Genomic DNA, 12,741 nt, shown 5'->3' with positions numbered 1-12,741 from the left:
CGAAGTAAAGCTTAGAAATGCAGCGGCTGCATGGAATATGAAACAAGCGTAGAAAAAATGTGTACCAAAAAATTTATCGGTGATCTGTGGCGAGTATGCTCAATCTCAAATTTGTTTTTCAGAGAGCCAAAAACTGTCTCAATAATCGATCTTTTTCTTAACAAAATCTTCTCATTTAGCACCATTAATGAGTTTTTCATACCCTTTTTATACTGGTTACAAGCTTTAACCCTCTATCGAATAATTCGTGAAAAGATCTTTTTTGATATATCCTTTATCTCTAAACAATAATCCAGTCAATTTCTGAGTTAAATTTGGCACAGGTATCAACGTTGCCTTTTGTCACCGTAACCCCTTGAATTTCGCCAGTTTCGTTGATTACTAGATGTACCGAAAAACCGCCCATAAGTAGTCTTTCCAATCTTTGCCAACCCTTTGAAAACTTTGTTTCTCGAGGTCCTTTTTGGATGGCAAACAGCGATAGATTATGTACGAAATCCCTGTCACTTTTGACTGTTCGCAAAACCATTGCATTAAGAGCGCTAAATACCATAAAACCTGCGATTTTAGCCTGATAAACCTACTATAGGATGGCAATTTTGGAAACGCTGATTCGTATAATAATTTCAAATAATGCACATAGAAAATTTTAAAATTGTCGCACTTGATATAGCAATATTATGGTAAAAATCTCTGAATGCGTAATCTCTGGCGTCCTGGTTGGTTTTTTGCCACTTGGTAGAAGTTTTTCTGCAAAATTTTCATCGACTGTATTGCAAAAATCATCGACTATACAAAAGATTTCTGTTACTTTCTCTTTCATTGGTAACCTCCTATTTTAGGAATGAATATCAAATACCTCGGAGTTTACCCTATTTCCTTACCTTTTCTATTTTTTCTAATTTACAACTGGGGTTAGCAGTGCTGTGAGAATGGTTGAAAGCGCAAAAGAAAACCTCTCGGAAGTTAAAAATATACTGGTCGATGCAGGTTATACAGGAGAAAATTTTGCAACTCAAATAAAAACGATTATTAGAGCAACTGTAGAAGTAATAAAACGAAGTGAATTACATTCCTTTGCTGTATTGCCACAAAGATGGGTTGTAGAGCGATCTTTCGCTTGGTTAGAAAAATGCAGACGATTGTGGAAAAATTGCGAGCGAAAACTTAACACTAGCCTACAAATGGTCGTTCTTTCCTTCATTTCTCTTCTATTGAGAAGATTTTAAACAGGTTCTAAATCTTTATTTTAAAAATGTCATATTGACCACCGGTACCTGAAAATACTATTCCAATTGATCAGAGCTATCCATTTCCTTAATTTTTGTAACGTTGTCATAGGAGTACTATAATTTAGTATCAACTATGTTTTATTGTTTTTGCATCTAAAAAAATTTAGCTTATTCAAGCAGCATTTTGCCTTTTTTTGGATGTAGGGATTTTTTAGGAATTGTCTTCTTGAATTCTATGGTATTTTGTTTAACATTGAAACAAGATTCCAGTGTCAGCTACTTGCATGACATTGTTGGTTAATGTTTTATGGCTTTACGATAGCTATACAACTTATCTTAAAAGCAATATAGTGTTCACTATGCAATGAATCAAAGATAGTAAGTAAAGTCTATGAAATTTCAAATCACTACACATTTTCAACCTGCTGGAGATCAACCGCAGGCAATCGATAGTTTAATTGCGGGGCTAAATAGCAATAAAAGAGACCAAGTTTTGCTTGGAGTTACTGGTTCTGGGAAAACTTTTACTATGGCAAATGTTATTGCAAGGACAAACAGGCCTGCATTAATTATGGCACACAATAAAACTTTAGCAGCACAGCTTTATGAGGAAATGAAAGGATTGTTTCCCCATAATGCTGTTGAATACTTCATTTCTTATTATGATTATTATCAACCTGAAGCCTATTTACCACAAACTGATACTTATATCGAAAAAGATTCTGCAATTAACGAAAGAATTGAGATGCTGCGTTATTCCACCGTCTGCTCCCTTTTGGAGCGCAGGGATACGATCGTAGTTGCCAGTGTTTCCTGCATATACGGTCTTGGTTCGCCTGAGAGCTACCGCAGCATGATCATACCGCTTAGTGTTGGAAATAAAATTCGTATTAATGATTTCCTGAGCAACTTAACTGATCTTCAATACAAGCGCTCTGATGCCAGGTTTGAGAGAGGATATTTCAGAGTGCGCGGCGATATTGTTGATATATTTCCTTCCCATTATGAAAATAAAGCTTGGCGTTTATCGTTATTTGGCGATGAAATAGAAGAAATTTCTGAAGTTGATGCTATAACGGGCAATGTTACCAAAGGCGTAAATAAAATCACCATTTTTCCAAATAGCTATTACATAACCCCGCGTGAGGCTTTGTTGCAGGCAATTGAACTAGTCAAAAAAGAGCTGCATGAACGCTTGGATTATTACTACTCGCAAAACAAGATTGTTGAAGCAAAGCGCCTCGAGCAACGCACTAATTTTGATATCGAAATGATGAGAACAACAGGAATATGTAAAGGTATTGAAAATTATTCGCGTTATCTCTATGGAATGGAAGCTGGGGATCCACCACCTACTTTGTTTGAATATTTACCTAAAGACGTAATTTTATTTGTTGATGAGAGTCATGTCACCGTTCCTCAGGTTGGTGCGATGTACAGTGGTAATGAGGCGCGTAAAAAGAAATTGATTGACTATGGCTTCAGGCTCCCTTCCGCTTTTGATAATCGTCCATTAAAATTTGAAGAGTGGGAGGGAGTTAGGCCGCAGACTGTTTACATTTCAGCCACTCCCGGAAAGTATGAGTTGGCAAAGACCAGTAATGTATTTATAGAGCAAGTTATCCGTCCAACAGGGCTTACGGACCCAATCTGCATTGTAAAACCAATAGAGAGTCAAATTGATGATGTAATTCATGAGGCACAAGTGACAATAGGGAAGGGATTTTGTGTTTTAATCACTACATTGACGAAAAAAATGGCTGAAAATTTAGCTGAATATATGAGTGAAATGAATATGAGAGTGAGTTATTTGCATTCTGATATTGCTGCGCTGGAGAGAATAGAAATTATATACAAATTGAGATCTAAAGAAATCGATGTTTTAGTAGGTGTTAACTTGCTGAGGGAAGGTCTTGATATTCCAGAGTGTGGGTTGGTTGCAATTTTGGATGCTGATAAAGAAGGATTTTTGCGATCGGAAACTTCATTAATTCAAACGATTGGTCGTGCTGCGCGTAATGCTGAAGGTAGAGTAATTTTGTATGCAGATAAAATCACTGGTTCTCTGGACCGTGCATTAAGAGAGACCGAAAGAAGAAGAAAAAAACAAGAAGAACATAATATATTGTACAATATTGTCCCAAAGACTATAATAAAACCTATATCAAACACCTTACAGGAGAGGGCAATAGCAGAACCGAAAGTAAATACTAATAAGGATGATTTGAGAAAGCAAATGATAGAGCATGCTGAAAATTTAGAATTTGAAGAAGCAGCAAGAATAAAAAAATTATTGTAAGGTTAAATAACACATGATGTAATGTGCATAGTATAAAAATGTAAATAATTTTATTGATATCTTTATATTAATACTTTTTAAACATTTAGTACCGCGCAATATCTGCAATGGATGAGAAAAACTAACACCAGTGCCTTTAGGGTCAGGGACTTTGCCCTAACCCTAATAAAACGCTTAGGTGGCTGAGAGCGGTGGATTAGATCAATTGCTTCTAAATTTTTTTATGGAAGAGTGCTGCTCGGCCTTAGTGGCATACAGGTCTGTGGATGTTGTCAATTTTTCCATTCCCACACTCAACTCTAGAGTACGTTTTGGCGATCCTCCTCTAGTATTCTCACAATCCATAGACTCATAACCACTTGTTGTTGCCTCAGCTTTAGAGCTTACGTTTTCAGCATCAGTCGCCTCCGCTGAAGAGATACCGCTGTCTTTATTATCTTCGGACTTCATCTTTTCAGCTTTTGACGTACCTTTAGCAGGCCATTGCTCTTTCCTAAACGACTCTACTTCCGAACCATCATAATCACGGTTAATCCAGTATCCACCTTTGTCTTTTGTAATTGAAATATATTCTAATACGCTTTCATCGGGATAACAGGTTTTAATTGCTTTTTTAGGGGATAACCCATGTTCTTGCACCTGAAAATTTACCCATTTGTCCTTTTCAGATTTCACTGCCTTTTCGACGATGTTAATGTCGATATCTTTTATTTCTACTTTTCCCTCATGCTCCCGACTAAAAAGTTCTTTTAAGTTAAGTAAGGCACCACGACTTATATTAGCAACAACTGTTGTTTCTTGGTTTTTCTCACAATTAGAAAGAAATTGAAATGGAAACTCATTGAGATCATAGGCTTCTTCCTTATTGACACGATACTCTTCTTTCGTTTTATCTATTATCTCCTCTAAATACTCTTTTACATCAACACTATCATCAATTAAACTAGCAATCTTCCCATTTTTTACAATAAAGTTAGTATGAGGAGGATCCAAAGCATAATTATTTAAGTTAAACCAATAAAGCAATGCTTTAAACAACTTTTCTTCTTCCTTTTCCTTAGTAACTTGCTGTTTTTTAGGTTCCTCATTAGAAACCTCAGGATTTAAGAATGTTGAATCATCCCATGCTATAGGAGAAGAAATCGATGATGATCTACTCAAAGATAGCTGTGATTGATCACCAGTGGATTGACTTGAATCCATTTCCCCCGGCACCAACTGAAACAGCCCCCCTTTTCCTTCCTCTCTTTCTGATCCTTGCCTGGGAGGCCTCTCTAACCCTTCACCACGACTTCGCTTGGGAAACTCCTGTGTCGGCGATGACAATTCAGTTAAGCCAGAACTTGGACCACCACTTGAAGAACCAGAATCCTTAAGTTGTGGAGGTGAATCACCAAGACCACTACCTCTGTCTCCTCTAGATTCAAAAAACCTAGCTCCAGTTTGTTCAAGCGGTGTTCTTGGTGGCTCTGCATGTGTAGGAGAATTGAGTGGAGAAGTTACCGTTGAGGAGGATCGACTCGAGCTACGTCTCTTAAAATTCTCAAGATCAACTGCAAATTCAAAACGTCCGTTTATTTGATTATATGCAATTGGAGACCCCATAATTTTAGGAAGTAACTGAGCAATCTGCTTATTAGAGAAAGCATAAACTGGCTCTTTACAATTAGCAAATTGTGGATTTGCAGTTTTGCCTCTAATATCACTTATACAATGAAAACCATTAAATATTCCTCCATTAATCTTTGATGCATTCCTAGAACTTAAAGATTTCAACTGACCATTCTCTTCTATAAAAGGTATAAGAGCAAAACTATGCCCATTCTTTATTTTGTTTTTGTTTGTAAAGTCATCATAATCATACCCGTCAACAAACTTTCCTGTCGCTTTAAGAATTAGTTCACTCAAAACATTTTTACAATTTCCAACTTTAGACTCTACGCTGCCTGGAGTTCTAAAATCAAGCGCTACTCGCCCTTTAACATATTCTGTTACACTCCTGACTACCTTATCACTCACATTTTTAATGTATAACATACCATCTTTATATTCATAAAAGTCTGAACTCTTAAGACCACACGCCTCTAATCTTGAGTTAAATTCACTGATATAAAGACTCTTCAATAGCTCAAAAATCCTCGAATTATACCTTTTTTTGAGGTACTCGTTGCTAAAAGCTATACAGTATAGATAAGGACTACCTATCGCTCCTGTTCCAACAGTTCCATTGACCCATTCATATGCTTGTTCCTTCGTTATTCCTACTAATTCTTGTAGAAGTGCAGCCACTTTAGATCTCACAGCCCCCTCAAACTCATTAGCAAAATGAACCTTCAAGTTACGAATTACTCCATTATCTGTAGAATCTGCAAGCTTTACTTTCACTATGCCATTACCTAAATCCTCTTTATCAGGATTAGCATCTAGAACAAATGGAAAATAGTTTAAGTTATAATATTCACTTGCTACCTCAGTTCCATCACTGTAGTGCTGCTTTATTATCTCCTCTCCTATTCTTCGCAGATATTCTTTTGTATTAGTACCACTAGCAAATAAACCAACAATCTTTTTACCTTCTACAGTAAAATTAGTATTGACCTTATCGATACCATAATTATTTAAGTTAAATGCGTTAACTAGCTCTTTTGTAGAATTACCCATAACTCCCCCCTACTAAAATTGTGATGAAACAACATTACTTACTTTTACCTTTACTACTGCCAGCACTAGTAGAGCTACTACTCTCCATTTGCGAGCCAGGCTTGCTACTTTCACGTCTCTGTCTTTCACGTGCCTCAAGCATTACCGGATTAGAACCGCTATACTTTTCATACCTGCTGCTTGGAGTAAACCCTTTATCGCTATCTTTTTTATCATTATTACTATACATATTGACCCCTAAGTAAAAATATTATGCAACCAGTATACTAAAAACAAATTGTAGTGCAAGCACTTTTTTTATATTTTTTAGTATAAATTTTATTCGTCATTTTTATACTCCTGGATTCCAGCGTCACGCACTGGAATGACATGGTGAGGCGTCATCCAAGTAGCTGACGCTGGTTTCCATCCAAGAGGGTGTCATCCCAGTGCCCAGACACTGGGATCTAACTACCTTCACGATTATGTCTTTCCTACTGATTGACCTTCTACACATTTCTCAACTTTTACATCATTAGTCAATCCTCTTGGTGATTGAGCATCATTCACAGAACCTTCATTCTCAGCACCATTCCAAACACCTATTTTAAAATTGGCAAGTTCTTTTGCAAGTTCGGTGTAAAGGTTATCCGCTTCTTTCTTATTAACATTACCATTCAGACGGCTTGCTGCATAACTAGCAGACTCGTTTTTCTTCCCATTATCAAGCTTGTTTCCTTGTCCATTAGTGGGTGGCGTGGTTCCTCTTCCATTAACACTAGTATTCGCATCCCTTCCTCGGAAACCAATATTCTTTATTTTATTAAAATTAATTTTTATCCCACTTGCCACAGGCTTCTTGTCTGGAAGTTTCGGTGGACACACCTCTTTCTTCGGTTCAGGCTTCGCTTTTTTCTCTTCATTCACTTTTTCTGGTTTTTGTGAATTTTCATGATATTTTCTTTCAAGCTCAGCAAGACGCAATAGATGTTTCAAAGGACCTGACGCAATTTCAAGTTCCGGTTTGCTCAGAACAACCGGTCTTACAAATCCTGGTGAAATTTCAAAAAGGAAAACTGGCACTTTAGGTTTTTCTCTTTCATCCACTTTCATTTCTACGTTTTCGCAAACTTCTTTAGTTGCTTCTAATGATGTTTTTTCTGCTTTTTTATCTTCTTTTTCTGTAGATGCCTCTACCGCAGCCGCCAACTCAACTCCAAACATCTCTGCGAACATTGTAACAATCCATCCGACAACGGCCATTTGTAACCTGAGTTTCAGATCTTGCAATGCAGTTAATCTTTCTAACGCCCTTGCAAACTCTTCTTCTGATAACTCACCACTGCCTAATTTTTCCTGCAATTCTTTTATCTCTTTGTCCAACTTCTGATTGGAACTTAAATCGCGTGCAAAAATCTTCTTGATTAACTCCTTAAGCTTATCACGCAAAAACTTCATTATCGCAGCAATCAGGTTTTTTTCTTCCTTCTCCTTGAGCATTTGGTAGATTTTCGGATCATCTACATCTACTTCAAAAAGGTTGAAGAGAGATTCAAAGAAATTCCAGAAATCTCCGAGTACTCTTCCTTTTTCACCAGTGAAGTAATCCTCATCATCACCTTCTCCGATATGTAGCTCTCCTTGAGATGATATTTCATCGATACAACTAGAAGCCTGACGCTCACACTCGAGCCTCCTGAGCAAATCTTGTCTGGTAAGCTCCTCTATGGCTGCTTTTAGTTCATTTAGCTTCTGCTCTGCAGAGAAATCTTGCTCCCTGATTTTTCCTTGGAAGATTGAGCTACCGTTTCCGTTATTATCTGAAAAATTTTCCATTATTTTTGCCTCCTCAATAAAATTACTGCCTTTGTTGTTACCTGAAAAGCTTTCCAACATTTTTACTTCCTTCATAAAACTTAATAATTTAATTCTACAGTACTAAATATTTAAGAACTATTAATGTAAAGATGTCAATAAAATTATTTACATTTTTACACTATATATATATATTATATCATGTGCTATTTAACCTTTCAATAATATTTTTTATTTTTACTGCTTCTTCAAACTCTAGTATGCGCTTTTCTTAAATTATCCTTATTAATATTTGCTTTTGCCTCTATCCCACTTTTTCTTGTAAAGTATTTGATATAGATTTTATTATACTCTTTGGCATAACATTTGCAACATACTTTATCTATAAATGGAAATTATTATACTTGCAGCTAGACACAATTTGAAATAATTTACACTATAAAGTTAAGGAACGAGATCCCAGATACAAGTGTCTGGGCACTGGGATGACAGGAGGGGGGGTGGAATGACACCAGTATGGTTATTAATTGAATAAATAACCTCCTTATTTTCAGAAATCATTGGCAAACAAATGTGATGCCATATGTTTTTTGGCTTAGATAAGAGGTGCCCAGTTAAGTCTTCCAGGTGGAGTCTATGCATCACAAGCACAATTACTCCTTTTTTTCTATCGTTGAGTCTCGTTACTAAAGTCTGATCGAACCAGTTTGTGGCACGGTTTCTAAATGTTTCACTCAAAGCTTGAGCAGGGTTAAGCGGATCATCCACAATAATAGAGTCACCACCTTCACCGGTTAATGTTCCTCCAACTGATGTTGCGATTCTGTATCCTCTCTGCACTGTTTGGAATTTATATTTAGTGTTCTGGTCTTTGGATAGTTCTACCTCTGGAAATAGTTCTTTATACCAATCAGATTGCATTATGCACCTGGTATCAAGCGAATGTTTTTCACTAAGCAACTTAGAATAACTTGCAACTATTATTCTTGCAGTTGCCCAGTATCCATGCGGGCCACGCAACACTCATACATATGGACTTCATTGAACGCGGAGGCATATTGAATATTATGCGCCTTACTTCGCCAGCATTCGCTGCTTCCAGCCTTTCTGCTATGACTTTTATGTACTGATAATCATTATACTCACATCCCGGCACCACTGTTTGAAAGCACAGTTCAATGAATTTTAGAAAATTTATATTATCCATATGTGTATTTTAGTGAATGGAATGTAGACTTTAATAGTTTTGATTTGTCTTGTAAGATTGAGGTGTTACAGTGACAGGCTTACAATGCTGCTAATTTAGTAAATAACCTACGAGTGCTATTTCTTCAACTTTATCGAAGTAAAGAATTGATTTCCATTGCGGTAAATGAGCAACATTATTGAATCTTTACCGTTTTTCTTTACTGCTGAATCAACTTGTTTTTGAAAATCATTAGTATTTTCTATATCGGTTCCATCTAATTGGATAATAATGTCTCCTTTTTTAATACCACGCAACGTGGCATTGCTGTTACTATCTACATTGGTAACTATCACACCTTTTGTAGGTACATTATTTTTACTTTCTTTTGATTCTTTTGGCAGATTTGAAACAGTTAAACCGGTTACATAATCAGATGTTGATTTATTTTCTTCTTGATTGTTATCTTGGCCATCATTTGTAGATTCTCCGATCACAACTTTAATATTAACCTCTTTGCTCTTTCTAAGTAACTTAACTTGCACTTTTTTCTCAGGTCCAGCTCTTGAAACCATTTGAGGTAATTGTGTCATTCTATCGATTTTTTTACCGTCAAATTCTAATAATATATCACCTACTTTAATCCCACCTTTTTCTGCAGGACTATCCTTTACTATACTTGCAACCAATGCGCCTTTTATATCTTTTAAACCCAAGGACTCAGCAAATTCTTTCGTTATAGGCTGAACTTGCACACCAAGCCAACCATGTTTTATTTTTTTGCCACTTTTTAATGTGTCAATAATTGACATAGCTAAATTAGATGGTATGGCAAAACCTATACCCACGTTGCCGCCAGACTCAGATGGAGAATAGATAGCAGTATTAATACCTATAACTTTTCCATTTAAATCAAATAACGGTCCTCCAGAATTACCCCTATTAATTGCAGCATCAGTTTGAATAAATTCATTCATAGTGCCAATACTAATGTCCCTGGACCTTGCAGATATAATTCCTTTGCTTACAGAGCCACCCAAACCAAATGGGTTACCTATTGCCATAACCGTATCACCAACCCTTGCTTTATCAGAATCACCAAATGCAACAGAAGAAAGATCTTTATCAGAATTAATCTTAAGCACAGCAAGATCAGTTCTTGCATCATAGCCTAAAACTTCTGCTTTGAAATAAGTATTATCGTTCATAGTAACTGTGATATCTTTGGCGTTTTTAATAACGTGATAATTGGTTACTATAGTTCCACCTTTATCTATAATAAACCCAGAACCAAGCAACACCACCTCTTTGTTAACACTAGGGCCCCTATCCATAAAAAACTGATCAAAATGCTCAAAAAACTCTCTAAAATCATCAAAAAAATTATTTCCTGGCATAGATGGAACTCTAGTTCTGCTGTTATTTTCTTGTTTGATGATTTGTTCGCTTGAAATATTTACAACCGCAGGAATGAGTTCTTCCACTAAATCGGCAAGTCCTTGATTACAGTTGCATGCAGTAGTGCTAGCATCAACGACCTTTTTTGCATTCCAATCAAACATATTAGCATACGAAGAAAACGCAATTAGAAAATATGCAAATATAGATAAAATAAATGCCTTGCTTTTCATAGACTATTTCCACCCCTTATTTAAAATATCTAAAAAGTTATTGTTTGGTGAAAGTACAAATTTAGTATTATTTTCGGCAAATGATTTACTGTAAGCGCTCATAGAGCGATAAAAGTTAAAGAACTCTTCATCGACCTTAAATGCCTCATTATAAACTCTAGTTGCTTCAGCATAACCACGGCCCCTTATTTCGTACGATTCTTTTACTGCACTGGAGATAATTTCCCTTTTTAATTTATCAGCTTTTGATCTAACTTCCTGCCCAGCTTGCTCTCCTTCTGCTCTAATTTCTTTTGCTTCTTTTTCCCTTTCAGTTTGCATACGGCGAAATATTGCAGAACTATTTTCTTCTGGTAAGTCTGCTCTCTTAATTCTTACATCTATTATTTCTATGCCAAATTTTTCAGCTTCAGAATAAACTCCACGCTGAATCAATTGCATAACCTCTGATCTTTTTTCATTCAACAAGCTAATCAACGAAAATCTGCCTATATTTTCTCTTATGTGTGCTTCTATAACCGGATATAATCTTCTAACCAGACCTGATTCATTCCTCACAGCCTGGTAAAAAGTAACAGGATTTGTTATTTTATATTTTGCATACGCATCTACTATAATACGTTTTTGATCCGCTGTTATCACTTCCCTTGGGATCTTATCAGGACTTAAATCTAAAACTCTTTTATCAAGAAACTCTACACTATTTATGAATGGCAACTTAAAATATAAGCCACTTTCCCTAACATCCCTTACAACTTTACCGAGTTGTATAACTATCGCTTGCTTTGTTTCTTGCACAACAAATATTGAATTAAATAAAACAATCGATAAAACAACAAATACAGAAACAAAAACAATTTTAATATTACTACTCATGGTTATTTTCCTAAATTTGTAAGAGGTAAATAAGAAAACATACCTTTCAGATCATCAGTTACAACAACTTTGTCTACCTTACTGAAAATATTTTCCATAGTTTCAAGATAAATACGATTCTTAACGAGAGAAGGATTCTGTCTATATTCCTCATAAAGAGATAAAAAGCGATTTGCATTACCTTTTGCTTCATTTATTATTTCATTTTCATATGCTTGTGCATCTAATTTTATCTTTATCGCTTCACCCTTTGCTCGAGGTATAATATCATTATTATAAGCATATGCTTCGTTTATAGTACGCTCTTTGTCTGCACGAGCACTTTGTACATCTCTAAACGAACTGATTACTTTTTCTGGTGGATCAATTTTTTTCATTTGAACAGATAAAATCTCTATACCCATTTGGTATCCATCAAGAATCTGCTGCAATAGAATTCTAGTATCTCTAGAAATTTCTGGTCTGCCTTGACCAAGTGCAAAAGAGATCGTATTTTTACCTATTATTTCTCTCATGGCACTTTCAGCAGCATTTTTAACACTGAAACCGGGTTTGTAATCCCGCACTTTGAATAAATAGTCCTTAGCATCTCTAACGCGCCACTGAACCTCGAAGTTAACGTTGACTATATTTTCATCTCCAGTTAGCATCACGCCTTCACCGCGATCTGTATCTCGCCCATAAGAACTACTTACCCCAATTTCTTCACGATTTACTTCCTTAACGTTCACTTTAAAAACCTTGCCAATAGGGTAGGGGAAGTGATAACGCAAACCAGGTGTTTCTGTATTAGAATATTTACCAAAGGTAAGTTCTATACTTTCTTCACTAGGATGGACAATATAAAAGCCAGTGCAAGCATAGAACAGCAAAATAATGAAAATGATGAAATAAGGTTTTTTGCCCCTGTTTCTGGTTAATCCATTAAGAAAGAACCTTATATCAGATACAGCTTTACTTAAAATATCTTCATTATTAGGAGTTTTGTTCCCTACCGGTTTCTTTTCCAGATTCCAAGGATTATTATCATCAAACATAATGATTGATTCTATAATTAATACG

7 protein-coding genes and 3 pseudogenes are annotated in these 12,741 nt (G+C 35.9%); 2 read left to right on the top strand and 8 right to left on the bottom strand.

Annotated features, from left to right (window positions below):
• Nucleotides 1-11 precede the first annotated feature (11 nt).
• Nucleotides 12-823 (bottom strand): annotated as a pseudogene (locus tag ABL518_RS06095) (IS982 family transposase).
• 85 nt (nucleotides 824-908) lie between these two features.
• Here ABL518_RS06095 and ABL518_RS06090 point away from each other — a divergent pair.
• A pseudogene (locus tag ABL518_RS06090) lies at nucleotides 909-1,229 on the top strand (transposase); the annotation flags it as partial.
• A gap of 394 nt (nucleotides 1,230-1,623) precedes the next feature.
• Nucleotides 1,624-3,531, top strand: a complete 1,908-nt coding sequence (uvrB, locus tag ABL518_RS06085; RefSeq protein ID WP_095742761.1) for an excinuclease ABC subunit UvrB — start codon at nucleotides 1,624-1,626, stop codon at nucleotides 3,529-3,531.
• A 201-nt stretch (nucleotides 3,532-3,732) separates the two neighbouring features.
• Here uvrB and ABL518_RS06080 read toward each other — a convergent pair whose 3' ends face one another.
• From ABL518_RS06080 to hflK, 7 genes and pseudogenes are all read right to left on the bottom strand, one after another.
• The gene (locus tag ABL518_RS06080; protein WP_348994374.1) at nucleotides 3,733-6,192 is read right to left on the bottom strand and encodes a hypothetical protein; all 2,460 of its coding nucleotides are present in this window, start codon (nucleotides 6,190-6,192) and stop codon (nucleotides 3,733-3,735) included.
• Between the two features lie 34 nt (nucleotides 6,193-6,226).
• The gene (locus ABL518_RS06075) at nucleotides 6,227-6,421 is read right to left on the bottom strand and encodes a hypothetical protein (protein ID WP_010962871.1); all 195 of its coding nucleotides are present in this window, start codon (nucleotides 6,419-6,421) and stop codon (nucleotides 6,227-6,229) included.
• A gap of 233 nt (nucleotides 6,422-6,654) precedes the next feature.
• Nucleotides 6,655-8,082 carry a hypothetical protein gene (locus ABL518_RS06070; protein WP_348994373.1) on the bottom strand — a complete coding sequence of 476 codons (1,428 nt, stop codon included), beginning with the start codon at nucleotides 8,080-8,082 and terminating at the stop codon, nucleotides 6,655-6,657.
• Between the two features lie 396 nt (nucleotides 8,083-8,478).
• A pseudogene (locus ABL518_RS06065) lies at nucleotides 8,479-9,193 on the bottom strand (hypothetical protein); the annotation flags it as partial.
• 116 nt (nucleotides 9,194-9,309) lie between these two features.
• The gene (locus tag ABL518_RS06060; RefSeq protein ID WP_095742759.1) at nucleotides 9,310-10,803 is read right to left on the bottom strand and encodes a DegQ family serine endoprotease; all 1,494 of its coding nucleotides are present in this window, start codon (nucleotides 10,801-10,803) and stop codon (nucleotides 9,310-9,312) included.
• Nucleotides 10,804-10,806: 3 nt separating this feature from the next.
• Nucleotides 10,807-11,679 (bottom strand): protease modulator HflC, encoded by an 873-nt coding sequence (hflC, locus tag ABL518_RS06055; RefSeq protein WP_095742758.1) that lies wholly within the window; start codon nucleotides 11,677-11,679, stop codon nucleotides 10,807-10,809.
• A gap of 2 nt (nucleotides 11,680-11,681) precedes the next feature.
• Nucleotides 11,682-12,716, bottom strand: a complete 1,035-nt coding sequence (hflK, locus tag ABL518_RS06050) for an FtsH protease activity modulator HflK (RefSeq protein ID WP_095742757.1) — start codon at nucleotides 12,714-12,716, stop codon at nucleotides 11,682-11,684.
• Nucleotides 12,717-12,741: the final 25 nt, after the last annotated feature.

Source organism: Wolbachia endosymbiont of Drosophila willistoni (genome assembly GCF_040084705.1).
Classification (GTDB): domain Bacteria; phylum Pseudomonadota; class Alphaproteobacteria; order Rickettsiales; family Anaplasmataceae; genus Wolbachia; species Wolbachia pipientis.
Note: the sequence above shows the minus strand (reverse complement) of the source record. Positions and strands in the feature narration are given on the sequence as shown.

Excerpts from the sequence above, each read along its gene's own strand:
- uvrB (WP_095742761.1), top strand. The coding sequence starts at position 1,624 with ATGAAATTTCAAATCACTACACATTTTCAACCTGCTGGAGATCAACCG.
- ABL518_RS06080 (WP_348994374.1), bottom strand. The coding sequence starts at position 6,192 with ATGGGTAATTCTACAAAAGAGCTAGTTAACGCATTTAACTTAAATAAT.
- ABL518_RS06075 (WP_010962871.1), bottom strand. The coding sequence starts at position 6,421 with ATGTATAGTAATAATGATAAAAAAGATAGCGATAAAGGGTTTACTCCA.
- ABL518_RS06070 (WP_348994373.1), bottom strand. The coding sequence starts at position 8,082 with ATGAAGGAAGTAAAAATGTTGGAAAGCTTTTCAGGTAACAACAAAGGC.
- ABL518_RS06060 (WP_095742759.1), bottom strand. The coding sequence starts at position 10,803 with ATGAAAAGCAAGGCATTTATTTTATCTATATTTGCATATTTTCTAATT.
- hflC (WP_095742758.1), bottom strand. The coding sequence starts at position 11,679 with ATGAGTAGTAATATTAAAATTGTTTTTGTTTCTGTATTTGTTGTTTTA.
- hflK (WP_095742757.1), bottom strand. The coding sequence starts at position 12,716 with ATGTTTGATGATAATAATCCTTGGAATCTGGAAAAGAAACCGGTAGGG.